The following is a 20,493-nucleotide window of genomic DNA, read 5'->3' as shown; positions in this document are numbered from 1 at the left end:
TCAAAAATATTACAAAAATAAATATCTGTTCAATAAGTGCAAGGTTTGACTAGGATGTGTATTTTTTCTATAATCATAACTAGAGAAAACGCTCGTATAAATTACCTAAGGAGGTGCTTATGAGTCCATCTTTAGAGGAAATGTCACTAGAGGAGCTGTGGCAGCTTTTTCCGATTTTTCTGAGAGAGCATCAGGCGGTGTGGAAAGACTGGTATGCGGAGGAACGGCTTCTGCTTTTGAGTTTTTTGCCAGAACATCAGATTGTTCGTCTTAGCCATATTGGCTCAACATCGGTAGAGACCATTTGGGCCAAGCCTATAGTGGATATCTTGCTGGAAATTCCCAAAGAAACAGATATGGCGGTAACGAGAGACTTGCTGCTGCAAAATGGTTATCTGCTTATGTCAGAAAGCCAAGGGCGGATGTCATTTAATAAAGGTTACACACCGAGCGGTTTTGCGGAGCGGGTTTTCCATCTGCATCTGCGCTATGAAGGCGATCATGATGAACTTTACTTTAGGGACTATTTACAGGAGCATCCTACTGTAGCTAAGGAATATGAGGAGTTCAAGTTGTCCTTGTGGAAACAGTATGAGCACAATCGTGATGCCTATACAGAGGCGAAAACGGATTTTATCAAGAACTATACAGACGAAGCTAAAAAGCTTTATGGCGAAAGATATGAGAGGGAAGACAGATGATTTATACAATGATTGGATTTCTGATTATTCTGGCTTTTCTTTACTTAATGTACCAATCAAAGAGACCGTCCGGCTTTGTAGGATTATGGATGATGAAGTTATGGAATCGTGTTTATATGCCCATGGTTGTTTGGGCGGTCATTCAGCTGGATTATAGGAAGAGATTTAAAGCTATTTTGGATGTTGGAGTTGGAAATGGAGCATCCTCGAAATATTTGAAAAAGCACTTTCCTAATAGTCGAGTTCTGGGGATTGATATTTCTTCTACGGCCATCAGAGCAGCTGAAAAATTGGCTGAGCCTGACCTATCTTTTGAGGTGAAAAATGTTGAGAATACAAATCTTCCTGTTGAGGAATTTGATTTGATTACAGCATTTCAGACCCATTTTCATTGGTCAGATTTAACTCAAGCCTTTTTGGAATTAAAGAGAATTCTCAAGCCTGATGGAATCATCTTACTGGCATGTGAATGGAGCAAATTAGCTTACTACCTGCCAGCCTTTAGAAAGCAAGAAAAACTGGAGCATTATTTGTCTAACTTGGACTTGCATCTCATCGATAGTCAAAGAAATGGTCAATGGATTCTTTATAAAATTAAGAAAAAATAAGGAGGTATCCTATGAAACAATTATTTTTATGTTCATATTTTGCGGGAGTCAAGGACTTGTTCAGACAATATGCGTCTGAAAAGCAATTGGGCAAACAAGTACTTTTTATACCGACGGCTGGAAATGTAGAAGAGTACAGGGGTTATATTGATGAAGCCCTGCAAACCTTTGAGGACTTGGGATTTCAAGTAGAGGTCTTGGATATTTCAGCTTGTGATAGAGAAACAGCTCAAGCTAAGATTTTTCAAAGTAAACTCCTCTATTTCTCTGGTGGCAATACCTTTTACCTTTTGCAAGAACTTAAGAAAAAGCAACTTCTGTCCTTGATAAAAGAGCAGATTGCAGACGGCATGGTCTATGTGGGAGAATCTGCTGGCGCTGTTATCACTGCTGAGAATATTGACTACATCAGACTTATGGACGATAAGGCGGTTGCTAAGGAACTGAATGATACAGATGCACTAAACGAGGTGGATTTTTATGTCCTGCCTCATGTTGGCGAAGAACCCTTTGCTGAAAGTGCTCAGGCAATCCTAAATACTTATGGAGACAAGCTTAATTTGCTGCCCCTTAATAATCGCCAAGCAGTGCTGGTGGAGGATGAGGAAGTGAAGGTTTTGGAGGAGGATATCCAGTAAGTCGACAAAATGAATCGTGTGAGAATTTGATTCTTCTTTCTTTTGAATCATGATAAGCACTGAATCACATTTTAATCCTAAAAAATAAGAAAAGCTTGGTTGAAAGACCGGCTTTTTGATATAATAGACTCTATGAACACAAAAGAAAAAATTTCAAATTATCAACTTTTGCTGGCTCAGTTGGAAGCCTTGTTGGAGGGCGAGACCAATGTTTTGGCCAATCTTTCCAATGCTAGCGCCTTGCTCAATCAAGCCCTGCCTCATTCGGTTTTTACTGGTTTCTATCTTTTTGATGGGAGTGAGCTGATTTTGGGGCCTTTTCAGGGCGCTGTTTCCTGTGTCCATATTACGCTAGGCAAGGGTGTCTGTGGGGAATCTGCGGAGAAAGAAGAGACGATTATCGTAGATGATGTGACCCAGCATGCCAATTATATCTCCTGTGATAGCCGGGCTAAGAGCGAAATTGTGGTGCCCATGGTAAAAGACGGCCGCCTTCTTGGAGTGCTGGATTTGGACTCGGCTTTGACTGGTGATTATGATAAGGTAGATCAGGAATATCTGGAAAAGTTTGTCCAGATTTTGCTTGAAAAAACGACTTGGAATTTTGAAATGTTTGGAGAAAAAGCCTAATGTATCAAGCTTTATATAGAAAGTACCGCAGTCAGACCTTTGGGCAGCTGGTGGGGCAGCAGGTAGTAGCTACCACTCTGCGGCAGGCTGTGGAGCAAGGGAAAATCAGTCATGCCTATCTCTTTTCTGGCCCACGTGGAACAGGGAAAACCAGTGTTGCCAAGATTTTTGCTAAGGCTATGAACTGTCCGAATCAAAAGGAAGGTGAGCCTTGCAATGAGTGCTATATCTGTCAGGCTATCACTGAGGGGAGCCTTGAAGACGTCATCGAAATCGACGCGGCTTCTAATAATGGTGTAGATGAGATTCGTGACATTCGGGACAAGTCTACCTATGCACCTAGTCTTGCCAAGCACAAGGTCTATATCATTGACGAGGTGCATATGCTCTCGACAGGGGCTTTTAACGCCTTGCTCAAGACCTTGGAAGAGCCGACAGAAAATGTAGTCTTTATCCTAGCGACGACAGAGTTGCATAAGATTCCAGCGACTATTCTTTCCCGTGTCCAGCGTTTTGAGTTTAAGTCTATCAAGACACAGGACATTATTAGCCATATTGAGTGGATTTTGGAGCAGGAAGGGATTGACTTTGAGAAGGAAGGTGTGCAGATTATTGCCCGTCGAGCTGAGGGCGGTATGCGGGATGCCCTATCTATCCTCGATCAGGCTCTTAGCTTAACTCAGGAAAATCGTTTGACTACTGATATTGCTGAAGAAATCACTGGCTCTATCAGCTTAGGAGCCTTGGATGCCTATGTAGCAGCCTTGATTGCTCATGATGCAGTAGCAGCCTTGGATAATCTCAATCTGATTTTTGATAGTGGCAAAAATATGGCCCGTTTTGTGACGGACCTCCTGCAATATCTGCGTGACCTGATCATTGTTAAAACTGGCGGGGAAAATCATCATGTTAGCGAGCTCTTTCTGGAAAATCTCAAGACACCGCAGGACACTCTCTTTGCCATGATAGATATGGCGACCAAGAGTTTGGCAGATATCAAGAACAGCCTCCAGCCCAAGATTTATACAGAAATGATGACCATTCGACTGGCAGAGACTAGCAGTCTTCCAGTAGCGGCAGCGATTCCGGATAATCTAGCTGATGAGCTCAAGGGTCTGAGACAAGAGATTGATAGTCTTAAGCAGCATCTGGCTAATGGTAATGGAAAACCTACAGCAGCTGTCAAAACTTCGGATATTCGGCCGCAGAAATCTAAGGGCTACCGAGCAGACCGCAATAAGGTCAATGCCATCCTAGAAGAGGCTGTTGAGAATCCAAGCCTAGCTCGCAGTAATCTGACTAAGCTGCAGAATGCCTGGGGTGAGATTATCGAAAGTCTGGCTGGAGCTGATAGGGCCTTGCTGGCAGGATCGCAGCCGGTGGCGGCCAACGAAAGCCACGCTATCTTAGCTTTTGAGTCTAATTTCAACGCTGAGCAGACCATGAAGCGGGACAATCTCAATACCATGTTTGGTAATATCCTCAGCAATGCAGCTGGATTTTCACCAGAGATTTTGGCCATTTCCTTAGAAGAGTGGACCAAGATTCGGGCGGACTTTTCAGCTCGCAGCCGCAATGGCAAGGCAGAGGTTGAAGAGAAGGAAGAGGAAAGCTTGATTCCAGAGGGATTTGACTTTTTAGCAGAAAAAATTACCATTCAAGAGGATTAAAAAAGATTTTTCTAGGCTTTCGTGTTATAATAAAACTATGAACAGACGACAATTTATTGTGATGGCTGTTTTCACAGCCTTAGAAACCTATTTTTTCAATGAATCCATCATGACGGGGCGCTATTTTATGGCCGCTTTCTGGGCTGTTTTGGTGCTGCGCAATCTGCAGATTTCCTATGTCATGGGGCGGATTGTGGATGAAATCGATAAACATTTAGGACCGAAATAATGAAAAAAGGACTGAGTCTTATGACTCAGTCCTTTTGAAATGAAATTTTTGATTACCAACTGGTCAGCGAGACTTCGCCGCTGTTGAGCCAGATTTCCTGACCATCTGTCAGCTGGACCAAAAGTTGCCCGCTGTCTGAGATATCCTTGGCCAAACCTTGGTAGTTTGCGCCTTTTTGGCTAAAGGTCACTTGCCGTCCTAGCACTAAGGAGCGCTGCTTGTAGAGATAGATGAGCTCTTCTGGGTCACTTTCGTAGAAGCATTTCCAAATCTCGGCAATGAGCTCATTGCGACTAATGGCTGGTTTCTCTTCAAAGAGGGAGCCAGCTTTTTCTTTGATGTCGGCTGGAAAGTCTGTTATGAAAAAATTAAAGCCAACACCGATGATGACATCGGTGACGAGACCCGTCTCGATAGAAGTTGTAGCCTCGGTCAAGATGCCGGAAATTTTTTTGTTTCGATAGTAAATGTCATTAACCCACTTGATATCAATCTCCATGAGGGTTAGATTTTTCACTGCCTTGTAGATAGCTCCCGCGGTCAAGATAGTATAGGAGGGGAGCTGGTCGAAGGGGAGGTTGGGCTTGAGGTGGAGAGACATGTAAAAGCCGCCTTGACTGGGGCAGAAGAAGCTGCGTCCAAACCGGCCACGGCCAGCAGACTGGGCAGCGGCCAGATAGAGAGTGTTGGCAGGGCGTCCGGCCTCCATGCCAGCCTTGGCATCCATCTGAGTGGACTGGCAGTCAGGATTAAAGGAGACCTGAACAGGAGAATGTTCCTCAATCCAATCAGGAATCAGTAGATCACCGGCTGTCAATCGATAGCCGCGGTTTTTGACTGACTCGATTTGGATTCCTTCTTTCTCCAATTTTTGAATGGCCTTCCAAATGGAAGTTCGTGAAATGCCCAATTCTTGGGCTATTTTTTCGCCGTTGACATAGTCGTCAGCTCGGCTGAGGATGTCAAAGAGTTTTTCGTAGGTTTTCATGGGAGGTCTTTCTAGCTTAAAGGCTGCTTTCTCTTAGTGTCAGCTTGGTAGAGAGCTTAATCATGTAAGGGATGGGGCTTTCGTCAGTTTTAATCATCTGGTCCAGCATCTGCAGAGTTTGCTTGCCCATTTCCTCTGTAAAGACTGTCACAGTACTGAGAGGCGGATAGACATATTTGGCAATGGAGGTATCATTAAAGGAAATAATCTGGACATCTTGGGGAACAGCTATTCCCGCTTCCTGAAGAGCACGGAGGGCACCAATTGCCAGAGCATCACTGGCTATGAAGAGTGCTTTGGGCATCTGCTCTTTTTGCTGGTTGATGAGGTCTTTCATTAGTTGGTAGCCAGACTCTGAGGAGAACTTTCCTATCTTGACATAGGCCGGCTGATAAAGACCATTGTCACTAAGGTAACGGCAGAAGCAGGCCAAGCGCGGATCGTCAAGACTTGTCGTTCCGTCTGTAGTTTCTTCGCGTCCAGCAATCATACCGATTTCTCGAATGCCTTGCTCAAGAAAATGGTCGAGAACATGAGTAACGGCATGCTCAAAGTCCGTTGTTACACAGCTGTGGCCTTGGTCGAGCGTATCGCTATCCACGAAAACCAGGGCAGGACTGTATTGCTCCAGCTCCTTGACTTGCTTGCTGCTGAATTTTCCAATGGCAATGATGCCGTCAATTTGTTCTAGCTGGCTCAGAGAGTCGTTGTTGAAAATCCGTACGATATCATAGCCCAGTTCCTGAGCTTTCTTTTCGATGCCTAGGCGGATGGAGTAGTAGTAAAGATCATCCAGCTCTTCCAGCTCTGTGTACCATTCAACGATGGCAATGCGATGGGTTTGAGGTGAAGTCTTTTTCTGCCTTTTGCTTTTTTTGTAGTTGAGCTGTTCAGCTATATCGAAAATTTTCTTACGCGTCTCATCGCTGACAGACATGGACTTGTCATAGTTCAAAACCCGCGAAACAGTTGCGGGAGAAACACCAGCTGTCTGGGCGATATCTTTGATAGTAGCCATTTGATTTGGTCCTTTTTAATTTACTGTCTACATAAATTATAACTCAAAAATTAGTAAATAACAAAGATATGTTTAGTAAAACTTAACTTTGTTCTCGAAATGAGCTTGGTGAAAAGCCAAAATATTTTTTAAAAGCCTTTGAAAAGTAAAGGGGATCTGAGAAACCGACAGAATAGGCGATAAATTGGACAGGCTCACGGGTGCTTTTGAGGAGTTGTTTAGCTCGATGCATTCGGACATATTCCAGATATTCTTTAGGTGAGCTTTGATGCTCCTCCTTGAAAATGGTTGTTAGATAGCTGCGATGAACGGACAACTTAATTGCCATATCTTGAATGCTGAGGTTAGGATTGGGATATTGAGTGTCAATTATCTGCTTGCAGGCTAGATAGAGTTGCTGGCTTGCAGATAGGGTATTTGCTTGGGGCTTATAGGCAACGCTGCCCAAGTGAAAGATGAGTTCATAAAGTTGGCCCATAATGTGGAGTTGAGCTAGTTGGTTAGATTTGGTCTGCTCAGCGAAGTAAACCAAGTTCCCAACAATTTTCCCAATCCTATCTGTTTTTCGTTCCTGATTAGCAAGTAGGTAGCAGTCTTCGGCAATCTGAGAGTGATTGAAGTAGTCATAAACCCTTCCGCCAGTCATTCCCAGCCAGTAGTAGGACCAAGGTTCTTCTTTGTCAGCCTGATAAAAGGTAAGTTCATTTGGCTTGAGCAGAAAGAGATCTCCAGTTTTTAAATCGACAATTTTTCCTTTGTAATGAAATTGACCTTTCCCTTTGGTAATGTAGTGAAGAACGTAGGTATCTCTAATAGCTGGTCCAAAAGAGTAGCTAGGTGTGCACTCTTCATAACCGTAGAAGCTAAGTGAGAGATCAATTGTTCCTGTTTGGTATTCTGAAAAAACGAGCATATTTTGCCTCCTACCTAACATTTTACCATATTTCCCTAACATAATTCTATTTTAGAAAGCGATTTCATGAGGTAAAATATTAGTAAATATGGAGGTTCAGAAATGGCTATAAAAATAGACAAGCATCTATTCTACATCAATACAAAAAATTCTAGTCTTATCATTGAGGAAAGGGATGGCTACCTTTTGCTTAAACACTTAGGCAGAAAAATCGAATCCTATCATTTTTCCAATACAGTATTTGAGCGAGATCATGCTTTTTCTGGTAATCCGAGGTCGAATGAGCGGAGTTTTAGCTTAGATACCCAGCGGCAGGTTTTGGGGCAGCATGGTTTAGGAGACTTCCGGCAACCTTCTCTGCAAGTCCAACATGCTAATAATGAAGTGACAGATTTTCGGTTTGTTGAGAGTCAGCTGATTAAGGGAGGTTTGGAAGTTTCAGGATTGCCTAGTCCTCACAGTACAGAAGATGCAGAAACACTGGCCTTTATTTTAGAGGATACAGTAGCTCATTTACGCCTCACTCTCTATTACACAGCTTTTGAGGATAGCAATACCATTGCAACCTTTACTAAGCTGGAAAATATCGGTAGAGAGACAGCAGTCATACATAAGAACTTGAGCTTAATGGCAGATTTGCCGGCAGGTACTTATGATGTGATTAGTTTACAGGGAGCTTATGCTAGGGAAAAAACAGTTCGTCGTCACAAGCTAGAACAGGGAATTTTTAAAATAGCTTCTAACCGAGGAGCTTCTGGTCACGCGCAGACTCCAAGCCTTATCCTTTGTGATAGTGAAACGACGGAAGAGGCTGGTCAAGTTTGGGCAATTCAGCTCCTTTATAGCGGAAACTTTGAAGCTTGGATTCAGCAAAATCAGTTGAGTGAAGTTCGGCTAGGTATCGGTATCAATGAAGATAACTTTGCTTGGAAACTGGAAGCGGGGCAGACTTTCTATAGTCCTGTTGCTCTGTTGAATTATTCGGCTCAGGGTTTGACTGGTCTTAGTCATGAGAGCCAAGCTTTTGTTCAAGAGCATATCATTCCGAAAGCTTTTGCGAAGCGAGAGCGGCCAATTCTAATCAATAACTGGGAAGCAACTTACTTTGATTTCAAAAAAGAGAAGTTGCTAGAGTTAGCAGATGAGGCACAGAAAGTTGGTATTGAGCTCTTTGTTCTCGATGATGGCTGGTTTGGCAACCGTTTTGATGATAATCGGGCTCTGGGCGACTGGTTTGTCAATGAAAATAAGCTAGGTGGCAGTTTGACAGAGCTCATAGCAGAAGTTCATAGCAGAGGATTGCAATTTGGTTTATGGGTTGAGCCAGAAATGATTTCCGTAGACAGTCAGCTTTATCGGGCACATCCAGACTGGGCTATTCAAGTACCTGATCGGGATCATACTTACTCTCGCAATCAACTCGTATTGGATTATGCTAATCCAGATGTGGTAGCATATATCAAAGAAACACTGGATCAGTTATTAAGTCAGCACGATATTGACTACATAAAATGGGATATGAATCGTAATATTACCAATCTTGGGAATGGCACTAACTATCTGGCGAGCAAAATGCAGTCGCATAAGTATATCTTGGGGCTTTATGAAATTGTAAAATATTTGACAGAGAAATATGAGAATATTCTCTTTGAGTCCTGCTCAGGTGGTGGTGGACGAAATGATCTTGGTATGATGCGGTATTTCCCTCAAGTCTGGGCTAGTGATAATACCGATGCCATAGCTCGTTTGCCAATCCAATATGGGTCTTCTTATCTTTATCCGACTATTTCAATGGGTGCCCATGTGTCGGCAGTGCCTAATCATCAGATGGGACGAATTACTCCGTTGGCAACTCGTGGTCATGTGGCTATGATGGGAAATCTGGGGTATGAGCTTGATTTGACTAGTCTATCAGATGAAGAGAAAGCGGCGATTGCAGACCAGGTGAAGTTGTATAAAGAATTACGGCCAGTGGTCCAGCTAGGACGTCAGTATAGGCTAATCAATCCAGATGTTGGCTCCAATGAAGCAGCAGTTCAATTTAACTATGAAGATCAAACGATTGTAACATATGTCCGAGTCTTATCAGTTGTGGAAACGATGGAAACAACCTTGAAACTAAAAGACTTAGAAGAAGAAGGGCTTTATGAGCTGCAGGGAAATGGCGCAGTTTACTCAGGTGCAGAACTCATGTATGCTGGTATCACTATGAATCTTCCGCAAGGAGATTATCTTAGCAGACAGTTGCATTTTATAAAAAAATAAGGAGGCTAGACCATGAAATGGTATAAAAAGATGAGCTTAGCTGCTATTACAGGACTGTCCCTTTTGGGGCTGTCAGCTTGCAGTAGCCAAGGGGAGTCAACAGATGGTAAGGTAACGATTGAGTATTTCAATCAGAAGGGTGAAATGGTTGATACCCTTCGTGAGATTGCCAAAGACTTCGAAAAAGAAAATCCGAATGTGCATGTGAAAGTGGTAAACGTTCCTAATGCTGGGGAAGTACTCAAAACGCGCGTTCTGGCTGGAGATATCCCAGATGTTGTCAATATCTATCCCCAGTCTATTGAATTGCAAGAATGGGCTAAGGCTGGGTACTTTGAAGATTTATCTAATAAAGATTATCTCAAGCGAGTTAAGAATCATTACGCAGATAAATATGCGATTGACGGGAAAATTTACAATATTCCTTATACTGCTAATGCTTATGGTATCTATTACAACAAAGATAAATTTAAAGAACTGGGATTGAAAGTTCCAGAGACTTGGGAGGAATTTGAGGAATTAGTTGATACGATTATAGCAAAAGGAGAAACGCCTTTTGCCATTGCAGGAGCAGATACTTGGACCTTGAATGGTTATCATCAGTTAGCTCTTGCCACTGCAACAGGTGGCGGTAAGGAAGCGAATGATTACCTACGTTTTTCCAAGCCAAATGCCATTAAGTCTTCAGATTCAGTGCTTAAAGATGATTTCAGGCTGTTAGATTTATTCCGCAAAAAAGGAGCCATGCAAACCAACTGGCAGGGAGCAGGCTATACTGATGTTGTCGGTGCCTTTGCTAGGGGCGATGCCCTGATGACTCCAAATGGCTCTTGGGCTATCACAGCAATCAATGCGCAAGATCCTAAGTTTAATGTTGGAACTTTTCCTTTCCCTGGAAAGCAAAAAGGACAAAGCTTGACCATTGGAGCAGGAGACCTAGCTTGGTCTATCTCGTCAAGTAGTAAGCACAAGAAAGAAGCCAATGCTTTTGTTGAATATATGTCACGTCCAGAAGTTATGCAGAAATATTATGATGTGGACGGCTCACCAACAGCTATTGAAGGTGTCAAGGAAGCTGGTTCAGATGCACCGCTAGCCGGTCTTGCTGAACTAGCATTTACAGATCGACACCTCGTTTGGCTGGCTCAAGACTGGACCAGTGAAAGTGATTTTTATACCTTGACTGGGAATTATATTACAACTGGAGACAAAGAGGATATGGCGAAAGCACTAAATGCCTTCTTCAATCCGATGAAAGCAGACGTAGAGTAGGAGTAGATCTACTATGAAAAAATTGATTGAGAAATATTGGGGCTGGCTCTTTGTCCTTGTTCCCCTTGTACTACAGGCTGTATTCTTCTATGTGCCCATGTTTCAAGGTGCCTTCTACAGCCTGACAAACTGGACTGGTTTGACCTATAATTATAAGTTTGTCGGACTTAATAACTTTATGCTTCTCATGAGCGATCCTAAGTTTATGAACGCGATAGGCTTTACATTGATCATTACTATTTGTATGGTGGTTGGTGAGATTATGCTGGGAATCTGGATAGCACGAGCTCTCAACTCGAAGATAAAGGGAAAGACTTTCTTCCGAGCTTGGTTTTTCTTCCCCGCTGTCCTATCTGGATTGACTGTGGCTCTTATCTTTAAGCAACTTTTCAACTACGGATTGCCAGCTATAGGGAATACCTTAGGAATTGAATTTCTTAAAACCAGCCTTCTAGGAACGAATGGCGGTGCAATCTTTGCAGCAATCTTCGTCTTGCTTTGGCAAGGGGTAGCCATGCCTATTATCATCTTCCTAGCTGGTCTTCAGTCTATCCCGACTGAGATTACAGAAGCAGCTCGAATTGATGGAGCTAGCAGCAAACAAATTTTTTGGAAGGTGGAACTTCCTTATCTCCTACCAAGCGTTTCCATGGTCTTTATCTTGGCTCTAAAAGGTGGTTTGACAGCATTTGACCAGGTCTTTGCCATGACAGGCGGCGGTCCGAATAATGCGACCACCTCTCTAGGACTTCTGGTATACAACTATGCTTTTAAGAGCAATCAATTTGGTTATGCCAATGCCATTGCTGTTATCTTGTTTCTCTTGATTGCGGTTATTTCTATTATCCAGTTGAGAGTATCTAAGAAATTTGAAATCTAAGAGGAGAAGCCCGATGAAAAATGCAGAAAGAAAAGCTAATTTTAGTAAATATATCTTGCTAACACTGGGATCTATTATCATTTTAATTCCACTCTTAGCAACGATATTCAGTTCCTTTAAGTCTACCAAAGACATCGTTAATAATTTTTTCGGATTTCCGACTCAACCGACTTTAGAAAATTTCCAACGCCTTTTGGCTGATGGTATCGGAGGCTACTATTGGAATTCAATTGTAATCACGGTTCTATCTTTGGTTGTTGTCATGATTTTTATTCCCATGGCTGCTTACTCTATCGCTCGTAATATGTCTAAGAAAAAAGCTTTTGGTATTATGTATACGCTCTTGATTTTAGGGATTTTCGTTCCTTTTCAAGTTATCATGATTCCTATTACAGTTATGATGAGTAAGCTAGGACTAGCCAACACTTGGGGATTAATTATTCTCTATCTGGCTTACGCTGTTCCACAGACTCTCTTTCTCTATGTAGGCTACATTAAGATTTCCATTCCAGACAGTCTGGATGAGGCAGCAGAAATTGACGGTGCTGGAAAGTTTACAACTTATTTCAAGATTATCTTTCCTATGATGAAACCCATGCATGCGACAACCATGATTATCAATGCCCTCTGGTTCTGGAATGACTTCATGCTTCCTCTCTTGGTACTCAATAAAGACTCCAAGATGTGGACTCTGCCACTCTTCCAATATAACTACACAGGTCAATACTTTAATGATTATGGACCGAGCTTTGCTTCTTATGTTGTTGGGATTATCACCATTACTATCGTCTATCTCATCTTCCAGCGCAACATTATTGCTGGAATGAGCAATGGGGCAGTGAAGTAAGCTCAAGATACAAAGACTGTAAAAAGCTCAAAGGCATCCACATCCATAAACTATTGAATTTGTAACGCCTGTGGAAAAATAGGGGATTGAGAAAAGAAGTTTTAGCTTCTTGGAAGATTCATCTTTCGCACAGAGCTTAGGGCGTGTTCTATTAGGCGCACTGGAGTGGAAACCGATCTAAGGGACAGAAAACCTAAAACCGCTAGGAAAGGATATAGAAGACAAGATTTTAGAGGAGAAGACTATGGCTATTCAAAATAAGACCATGCTGATTACTTACTCAGACAGCCTGGGGGAGAATTTAAAAGATTTATATGACAATTTAGAAAAGCATTTTGGCGATGCTGTTGGAGGAGTGCATTTGCTCCCTTTCTTCACATCAACTGGTGACCGGGGATTCGCCCCAGTAGACTATGAAGAGGTTGATTCAGCCTTTGGTGACTGGGAGGATGTAGAAAAGCTGGGCGAGAAATATTATCTCATGTTTGACTTTATGATCAACCACATCTCACGCCAGTCCAAGTATTATAAGGATTTTCAGGAAAAGAAGGATCAGAGTGAGTATCGTGACCTCTTTCTCAGCTGGGATAAGTTTTGGCCAGAAAATCGTCCGACGCAAGCTGATGTTGATTTGATTTATAAGCGTAAGGATCGGGCACCTAAGCAGGAAATCGTCTTTGCAGATGGAAGCACAGAGTATCTGTGGAACACCTTTGGTGAAGAGCAGATTGATCTAGATGTTCGCAGTCAGGTAACTAATGATTTCATCAAGAAAACATTGCGTCAACTGTCAGAGCATGGCTGTGATCTGATTCGTTTAGATGCATTTGCCTATGCGGTCAAAAAATTAGATACCAATGATTTCTTTGTTGAGCCAGAAATCTGGGATCTATTAGAAAAAGTCCAGCAGCAAGCGGCTGAGTTTGGGACGGATATTTTACCAGAAATTCATGAGCATTATTCTATCCAGTTCAAGATTGCAGAGCATGGCTACTTTGTCTATGATTTTGCGCTACCGATGGTAACTCTTTATTCTCTATACAGTGGTAAAGCAGAGCGTCTAGTCAAGTGGCTGGAAATGAGTCCTATGAAGCAATTCACAACACTGGACACTCACGATGGTATTGGGGTTGTTGATGTTAAGGATATTCTGACTGATAAAGAAATTGACTTTGCAACCAATGAACTATATAAGGTCGGGGCTAATGTCAAGCGTAAGTATTCCTCAGCTGAGTATAATAATCTGGACATTTACCAGATTAACTCGACTTACTACTCAGCCTTGGGCGATGACGACAAGAAGTACTTCATCAGTCGTCTGATTCAGGCTTTTGCTCCAGGGATTCCACAGGTCTATTATGTTGGTTTCTTAGCTGGGAAAAATGACCTTGAACTGCTAGAAAACACTAAGGAAGGCCGCAATATCAACCGTCATTATTATAGTAATGAGGAGATTGCTGAAGAAGTCAAGCGTCCAGTTGTGCAAGCCTTGCTCAAGCTTTTCAGTTACCGCAACCAGTCTGCTGCCTTTGACCTAGATGGCACTATTGAAGTGAATCTATTGGATGAAAATAGCCTCCGGATTGTCCGTAGCAATGCAGATAAATCAGTCACAGCTCAAGTAGTTATTAACCTCAAAGAATTGACATATAGCGCTAGTGAAAATGGCCAAGCTATCACTTTTGAATAGAGATAAGAAAAGAGAAGAAGAATGGTAGAATTAAATCTGAAAAATATCTATAAAAAATATCCCAACAGCGACCACTACTCAGTGGAAGACTTCAATCTAGATATCAAGGACAAGGAATTTATCGTATTCGTTGGTCCGTCTGGTTGCGGAAAATCAACTACACTGCGTATGATTGCAGGCTTGGAGGATATTACAGAAGGAACTGCCTCTATTGACGGTACAGTGGTCAATGATGTGGCGCCAAAAGACCGCGACATCGCCATGGTCTTCCAGAACTATGCCCTTTATCCACATATGACTGTCTACGACAACATGGCCTTTGGTCTCAAGCTGCGCAAGTACAGCAAGGAAGATATTGAAAAACGGGTCAAGGAAGCAGCAGAAATCCTGGGCTTGAAGGAATTCTTGCAGCGTAAGCCAGCTGATTTGTCTGGTGGTCAGCGTCAGCGGGTAGCTATGGGACGCGCAATCGTTCGGGATGCAAAGGTTTTCCTTATGGATGAGCCTCTGTCTAACTTGGATGCTAAGCTGCGTGTTTCTATGCGGGCGGAGATTGCCAAGATTCACCGCCGTATTGGGGCAACAACTATCTATGTCACCCATGACCAGACTGAAGCTATGACTCTGGCGGATCGTATCGTTATCATGTCAGCGACCAAGAATCCTGCTGGAACTGGAACGATTGGACGAGTGGAGCAGATTGGTACACCGCAGGAAGTCTATAAGCATCCGGCAAATAAGTTTGTGGCCGGCTTCATTGGTAGCCCAGCTATGAACTTCTTTGAAGTGACACTGGAAGATGGCCGTCTTGTCGGACCAAACAGAGACTTCAGTCTCCAAGTCCCAGAGGGCAATCTTAAGGGGTTGCGGGAGAAGGGCTATGAAGGCAATAAGTTGATTTTTGGTATTCGTCCTGAAGATATCAACATGGAACCAGCCTTTCTGGAAACCTTCCCTGAGTCGGTTCTAACTGCGAAGATTTCTGTTTCTGAGTTGCTTGGAGCGGAGTCTCACCTCTACTGTGTGGTTGGTGGCAGTGAGTTTGTTGCCAAAGTTGATGCACGTGATCATATGAATACCGGAAGCAGTATTAAACTTGGCTTCGACCTAAACAAGGCGCATTACTTTGATGCTGAGACGGAAGACAATATTTTCTAATCTATTGCTCCTTATAAAATAATCCAGACAGATTACTGTTTGGATTTTTACAAAAAATCTATCTATAAAATTAGTAAAATTTTACTAAATTTATTGAAGTTTTACTAGAAAATAGTTATAATAAAGATAAGAAAACGATTACAATATCGATTATTTATTTTAAAGGAGTTTAGCTTATGTCAAATGTCATTTCAGTAGAGCAAGTCCGCGCAGATTTTGCCAAGGTTTTTGGAGTAGAAGCGGATCACACTTTCTTTTCACCCGGTCGGATTAATCTGATCGGTGAGCATACGGACTATAACGGCGGCCATGTCTTTCCTGCAGCAATTTCTCTAGGAACTTATGGAGCGGCTCGTAAGCGAGATGACCAGCTCTTGCGATTCTTCTCAGGGAATTTTGAAGAAAAAGGGATTATTGAAGTGCCGCTGGAAAACCTGCACTTTGAGTCTGAGCATAACTGGACCAATTATCCAAAAGGAGTTCTGTATTTTCTACAGGAGGCGGGCCATACGATTGACCGAGGCATGGATGTCTATGTTTATGGAAATATTCCAAATGGTTCTGGCTTATCATCTTCTGCATCGCTAGAGCTTTTGACGGGTGTCATTGCTGAGAAACTCTTTGATTTGAACTTGGAGCGGCTGGACTTAGTCAAAATCGGTAAATTAACTGAGAATGAATTTATCGGGGTTAATTCTGGTATTATGGATCAGTTTGCTATTGGAATGGGAGCTGACCAGCGGGCTATTTATCTTGACACCAATACTCTTGAATATGATTTGGTACCGCTTGATCTCAAGGACAATGTCGTAGTGATTATGAATACCAATAAGCGTCGTGAGCTGGCTGACTCTAAGTACAATGAACGTCGTGCTGAGTGTGAAAAAGCTGTTGAAGAACTTAACCGCAAGCTGTCTATCGCGACCTTGGGTGAGTTGGACGAGTGGTCCTTTGACGAGTATAGCTATCTGATTGAGGACGAAAATCGTCTCAAACGGGCTCGCCATGCTGTTTTGGAAAATCAACGGACCTTGCAAGCACGGGCAGCTTTGCAGGCAGGAGATCTTGAAAAATTTGGCCGTCTCATGAATGCTTCCCACGTTTCTTTGGAACATGACTATGAAGTGACTGGTCTAGAGCTGGACACCTTGGTTCACACAGCCTGGGAGCAAGAAGGTGTTCTGGGGGCTCGTATGACTGGGGCTGGCTTTGGCGGATGTGCTATTGCTTTAGTGCGTAAGGGTGCTGTGGATACTTTTAAGGAAAATGTCGGCTCTAAGTATCAAGAGGATGTCGGCTATGCCCCTAGTTTTTACATTGCAGAAGTAGCTGGCGGAAGCCGAGTGCTGGACTAATTCACAGAAAAGGAACTTGGGTCTGGGACAAAAGTCCTAGCCTCTCAATTGTCTTTGGATTGTCGAGCAAGACGCAGTGGTTGAGTGGGCTCTACTACGCTGATTTCATCAGCTTTTACAGCCCTACTCAACTGTGCGGAGGTGGGACGACGAAATCGAATTCTAACGAATTACCGATTTCTGTCCTCCTCTCTTTACTAGCAAAAGAAAGGAAAATCTATGTCCAAGAAGTTACTGGATGCTTTTGTATCAGCGGTGATTGACAAGAGTACTTTTGAGGAAATGGACACCATCTATCTGAGCAATCGTGTCATGGCTTTAGTTGGAGAGACAGTGGCAGAGCAGGAGACAGAGGCTGAGCAGCTAATTGACCTGAAGAATGACTTGGTAGCTGTAGCTATGAAGAATGGGCAGATTGGTGATACTCTGGCTGAGCAGGATATACTGGGAGCTGAACTGATGAACTTAATCACGCCTGCCCCTAGCCAGCTCAATCGGGACTTCTGGATGACTTACGCCTCTAATCCCGAGCAAGCTGTAGCTGATTTTTACCAGCTTAGTCAAAAAAATGACTACATCAAGGTCAAGGCCATTGCTAAAAACATTGCTTTCAAATCGCCAACTGAATATGGAGATTTGGAAATTACCATTAATCTCTCTAAGCCAGAAAAGGATCCCAAGGAAATTGCGGCAGCTAAAAAGGCTACGAACAGCCATTATCCGGCCTGCCAGCTTTGCATGGAAAATGAAGGTTACCAAGGTCGCTTGGACCACCCAGCCCGCGCCAACCATCGGATTATTCGCTTTGACTTGGCTGGACAGGAATGGGGCTTCCAGTATTCGCCCTATGCCTACTTTAATGAACATTGCATCTTTCTGCACAGCCAGCACCTTCCCATGGCTATCAGTCGGCTGACCTTTGAGCGCTTGCTGAACATCGTTGAGACTTTTCCGGGTTATTTTGCTGGCTCCAACGCCGACCTGCCCATTGTCGGCGGCTCTATCCTGACCCACGACCACTATCAGGGCGGACGTCATACCTTCCCTATGGAAATAGCAGAGCTGGATTGCAGCTTTACTTTTAGCGGATTTGATGAGGTAGAGGCAGGCATTGTCAAGTGGCCTATGTCCGTCATTCGTCTGAGGTCTGAGAAGAAGGAGCAGTTGATTGAGTTGGCTGACAAGATCTTGCAAGTTTGGCGGACCTATTCTGACCCGAGTGTGCAAGTGTTGGCAGAGTCTGAGGGTGAACCGCATCATACCATCACACCGATTGCCCGCAGGAAAGATGAATCTTTTGAGCTAGACTTGGTCTTGCGGGACAATCAAACTTCCCCAGAACATCCTGACGGCATTTATCACCCTCATGCAGATGTGCAGCATATTAAGAAAGAAAATATCGGTCTGATTGAAGTTATGGGGCTGGCTATTCTACCGCCTCGGCTCAAGGAAGAACTCAAGCAGGTGGAACTTTTCTTGCTGGGAGAAGACTGTCAGGTTGCTGCCTATCATCAGGAGTGGGCAGATCAGCTCAAAGACCAGAATCCAGATGTCACCGCTGAGACGGTGGAAGGAGTAGTTCAGGCCTCGGTTGGACAAATTTTCAGCCGTGTGTTGGAAGACGCGGGAGTTTACAAGCGAACAGAGGAAGGGCAGGAGGCTTTCATGCGCTTCGTCCAATCCGTGGGCATCCAGCCCTAGGAAATGTGTTATAATGAATCTAGCGTAAGAGGGAAAGGAAGTTTTATGGCAATTTTAGTATTAGGTGGAGCTGGCTATATCGGCTCGCACATGGTAGACCGTCTAGTAGCGGCAGGCAAGGAAGAGGTAGTCGTCGTTGATAATTTGGTGACTGGCCATAGGGCAGCCGTCCATCCGAAAGCGGTCTTTTATGAGGGGGATTTGGCGGATAAGGACTTTATGCGTGATGTCTTTGCCAAACATCCATCTATCGATGCAGTCATTCACTTTGCTGCTTTTTCACTGGTGGCAGAGTCTATGTCAGATCCGCTCAAGTATTTTGACAATAACACAGCCGGCATGGTTTCTCTTTTGGAGGTCATGCAGGAATGCAGTGTTAAAAATATTGTCTTCTCTTCAACAGCGGCGACTTATGGTATTCCTGAGGAAGTTCCGATTCTGGAAACGACTCCTCAAAAGCCGATTAATCCTTATGGTGAGAGCAAACTCATGATGGAGACCATTATGCGCTGGGCAGACCGGGCCTATGGTATCAAGTTTGTAGCCCTGCGCTATTTCAATGTGGCCGGTGCCAAGCCTGACGGGTCTATCGGAGAGGACCACGGGCCTGAAACCCATCTCCTGCCCATTGTGTTGCAAGTAGCTCAGGGTAAACGTGAGAAGATTGCCGTCTTTGGAGACGATTACGATACTCCGGACGGCACCAATGTCCGCGATTATGTCCATCCTTTCGACTTGGCTGACGCCCATATTCTGGCTGTTGAGCATCTGCGTGCTGGTCAACCTTCAGATGCCTTTAACCTTGGCTCTTCGACTGGTTTTTCTAACTTGCAGATTGTAGAAGCAGCTCGCAAAGTGACCGGCCATCCGATTCCTTTGGAAATAGCAGAGCGGCGCCCAGGGGATCCAGATACGCTGATTGCTTCCTCTGAGAAAGCAAGAAATGTTCTGGGGTGGCAGCCGAAATTTGACAATATCGAAACCATTATCGAAACCGCTTGGAAATGGCATTCCAGCCATCCAAATGTCTATGATGACCGAGGATAAAATGATAAACCAGCAAAAAAGCTGGTTTTTTTAATTTAGTTTAGTTACTTCTAATTTTGGAATCTCTAAAGACAGAGTTGTTCAGTTTTTTTAGAGGGCAAGAGGACGTAGAAGACACAGCAAAATAAAGAACTTTTGTCTTGAAAGATTATCAGATGAGACAGATGTTGACAGTTTGTTGTGTAAGGGCTTTAGAGACTTATGATATAATGAAGCCATAAAAGTTTGAGAAGTCTCTTAATCTTTTCAAGCTGATTTTCATAAAAAGAATAGGAAATAAGTATGCATTCGATTCTTGCCTTATATATCACCCTGATGCCGGTCATTCTGGCTGGGATTCTGAATATGATCTTTTGCAAGTCTTCACTGCTAGAGGCGGCTTATCGACCAATGGATGCTGGGTTGATTTTAAAGGATGGGAAGAGGCTTTTTGGGGATAACAAGACCTGGAAAGGTTTCTTTGGCATGATTGTCTGGGGAGCTTTGGCTCAGATCCTTTGGGGATTGCTCTTAAAGGGTATTCCCACCCTAGAGAAGCTGCACTTGGTCTATCCCTTCTACGAAAATACCGTCCTGTTTAATCTGGTGCTTGGAGCTCTTTTGGGGCTGGCCTATGTTTTGTTTGAGCTGCCCAATAGCTTTATCAAGCGCCGTTTGGAAATCAAAGAGGGCAAGACGGCGGAAAATGGCTGGAAATGGACCTTTATCTGGATAGACCAGATTGATTCCTTGATTGGCTGTATCATTTTCTTGCTTTTCTTTATCCCTCTGTCTTGGCAGCAGATGTTGGGCATTCTAATCCTAGGGGCGGGCACGCATCTAGGAGTCAATCGTCTGCTCTACTGGGCTAAGCTTAGAAAAAATCGTATGTGAAATGGGAGTT

Annotated in this window: 19 protein-coding genes; 16 read left to right on the top strand and 3 right to left on the bottom strand. The window is 43.5% G+C overall.

The window, feature by feature from the left end:
• Positions 1-119 precede the first annotated feature (119 nt).
• From QZ169_RS03415 to QZ169_RS03390, 6 genes are all read left to right on the top strand, one after another.
• Positions 120-701, top strand: coding sequence for a GrpB family protein (locus QZ169_RS03415; RefSeq protein WP_295504914.1), 582 nt, complete (start codon positions 120-122; stop codon positions 699-701).
• Complete coding sequence (locus QZ169_RS03410) at positions 698-1,309, top strand: class I SAM-dependent methyltransferase (protein ID WP_295504912.1); 612 nt, start codon at positions 698-700, stop codon at positions 1,307-1,309. Before QZ169_RS03415 ends, QZ169_RS03410 begins: the two co-directional genes overlap by 4 nt.
• A gap of 11 nt (positions 1,310-1,320) precedes the next feature.
• Positions 1,321-1,947: a Type 1 glutamine amidotransferase-like domain-containing protein gene (locus tag QZ169_RS03405; protein ID WP_295504910.1), complete on the top strand. Its 627-nt coding sequence runs from the start codon at positions 1,321-1,323 to the stop codon at positions 1,945-1,947.
• A gap of 132 nt (positions 1,948-2,079) precedes the next feature.
• The gene (locus tag QZ169_RS03400) at positions 2,080-2,577 is read left to right on the top strand and encodes a GAF domain-containing protein (RefSeq protein ID WP_295504908.1); all 498 of its coding nucleotides are present in this window, start codon (positions 2,080-2,082) and stop codon (positions 2,575-2,577) included.
• Positions 2,577-4,247 carry a DNA polymerase III subunit gamma/tau gene (gene dnaX, locus QZ169_RS03395; protein ID WP_002900522.1) on the top strand — a complete coding sequence of 557 codons (1,671 nt, stop codon included), beginning with the start codon at positions 2,577-2,579 and terminating at the stop codon, positions 4,245-4,247. The genes QZ169_RS03400 and dnaX overlap by 1 nt, the downstream gene beginning before the upstream one ends.
• A 37-nt stretch (positions 4,248-4,284) precedes the next feature.
• A complete protein-coding gene (locus QZ169_RS03390; RefSeq protein WP_295504905.1) occupies positions 4,285-4,476 on the top strand; it encodes a DUF3272 domain-containing protein in 192 nt (63 codons plus the stop codon).
• 52 nt (positions 4,477-4,528) lie between these two features.
• Here QZ169_RS03390 and birA read toward each other — a convergent pair whose 3' ends face one another.
• The 3 genes from birA to QZ169_RS03375 all read right to left on the bottom strand — a co-directional run bounded on the left by birA (position 4,529) and on the right by QZ169_RS03375 (position 7,395).
• Positions 4,529-5,464 carry a bifunctional biotin--[acetyl-CoA-carboxylase] ligase/biotin operon repressor BirA gene (gene birA / locus QZ169_RS03385; protein ID WP_295504903.1) on the bottom strand — a complete coding sequence of 312 codons (936 nt, stop codon included), beginning with the start codon at positions 5,462-5,464 and terminating at the stop codon, positions 4,529-4,531.
• A gap of 16 nt (positions 5,465-5,480) precedes the next feature.
• Positions 5,481-6,482 carry a LacI family DNA-binding transcriptional regulator gene (locus QZ169_RS03380; protein ID WP_295504901.1) on the bottom strand — a complete coding sequence of 334 codons (1,002 nt, stop codon included), beginning with the start codon at positions 6,480-6,482 and terminating at the stop codon, positions 5,481-5,483.
• Between the two features lie 82 nt (positions 6,483-6,564).
• Positions 6,565-7,395: an AraC family ligand binding domain-containing protein gene (locus QZ169_RS03375; protein WP_295504899.1), complete on the bottom strand. Its 831-nt coding sequence runs from the start codon at positions 7,393-7,395 to the stop codon at positions 6,565-6,567.
• 102 nt (positions 7,396-7,497) lie between these two features.
• Between QZ169_RS03375 and QZ169_RS03370 the strand changes: the two genes are divergently transcribed.
• The 10 genes from QZ169_RS03370 (at position 7,498) to QZ169_RS03325 (ending at position 20,483) form a co-directional block, all read left to right on the top strand.
• Positions 7,498-9,660, top strand: a complete 2,163-nt coding sequence (locus tag QZ169_RS03370; RefSeq protein WP_295504897.1) for an alpha-galactosidase — start codon at positions 7,498-7,500, stop codon at positions 9,658-9,660.
• A gap of 12 nt (positions 9,661-9,672) precedes the next feature.
• On the top strand, positions 9,673-10,932 hold the full coding sequence (locus tag QZ169_RS03365) for an extracellular solute-binding protein (RefSeq protein ID WP_295504896.1): 1,260 nt from the start codon (positions 9,673-9,675) through the stop codon (positions 10,930-10,932).
• Positions 10,933-10,945: 13 nt separating this feature from the next.
• Positions 10,946-11,812 carry a carbohydrate ABC transporter permease gene (locus QZ169_RS03360; RefSeq protein WP_223311319.1) on the top strand — a complete coding sequence of 289 codons (867 nt, stop codon included), beginning with the start codon at positions 10,946-10,948 and terminating at the stop codon, positions 11,810-11,812.
• Between the two features lie 13 nt (positions 11,813-11,825).
• Positions 11,826-12,659, top strand: coding sequence for a carbohydrate ABC transporter permease (locus tag QZ169_RS03355; RefSeq protein WP_002904353.1), 834 nt, complete (start codon positions 11,826-11,828; stop codon positions 12,657-12,659).
• A gap of 244 nt (positions 12,660-12,903) precedes the next feature.
• Entirely contained in the window at positions 12,904-14,349 is a 1,446-nt protein-coding gene (gene gtfA, locus QZ169_RS03350; protein ID WP_295504893.1) for a sucrose phosphorylase, read from the top strand.
• A 21-nt stretch (positions 14,350-14,370) separates the two neighbouring features.
• A complete protein-coding gene (locus QZ169_RS03345; RefSeq protein WP_295504891.1) occupies positions 14,371-15,507 on the top strand; it encodes an ABC transporter ATP-binding protein in 1,137 nt (378 codons plus the stop codon).
• Between the two features lie 176 nt (positions 15,508-15,683).
• Entirely contained in the window at positions 15,684-16,862 is a 1,179-nt protein-coding gene (locus QZ169_RS03340; RefSeq protein WP_295504889.1) for a galactokinase, read from the top strand.
• A 219-nt stretch (positions 16,863-17,081) separates the two neighbouring features.
• Positions 17,082-18,563, top strand: a complete 1,482-nt coding sequence (gene galT / locus QZ169_RS03335) for a UDP-glucose--hexose-1-phosphate uridylyltransferase (RefSeq protein WP_295504887.1) — start codon at positions 17,082-17,084, stop codon at positions 18,561-18,563.
• A gap of 45 nt (positions 18,564-18,608) precedes the next feature.
• Entirely contained in the window at positions 18,609-19,610 is a 1,002-nt protein-coding gene (gene galE / locus QZ169_RS03330) for a UDP-glucose 4-epimerase GalE (RefSeq protein WP_295504885.1), read from the top strand.
• A 282-nt stretch (positions 19,611-19,892) separates the two neighbouring features.
• Positions 19,893-20,483: a CDP-archaeol synthase gene (locus QZ169_RS03325; RefSeq protein WP_295504883.1), complete on the top strand. Its 591-nt coding sequence runs from the start codon at positions 19,893-19,895 to the stop codon at positions 20,481-20,483.
• The last annotated feature ends 10 nt before the right edge of the window (positions 20,484-20,493 follow it).

This window comes from uncultured Streptococcus sp., from assembly GCF_905372115.1.
Classification (GTDB): Bacteria; Bacillota; Bacilli; order Lactobacillales; family Streptococcaceae; genus Streptococcus.
The sequence above is the reverse complement of the archived record's forward strand: the minus strand, read 5'-3'. Positions and strand labels throughout refer to the sequence as shown.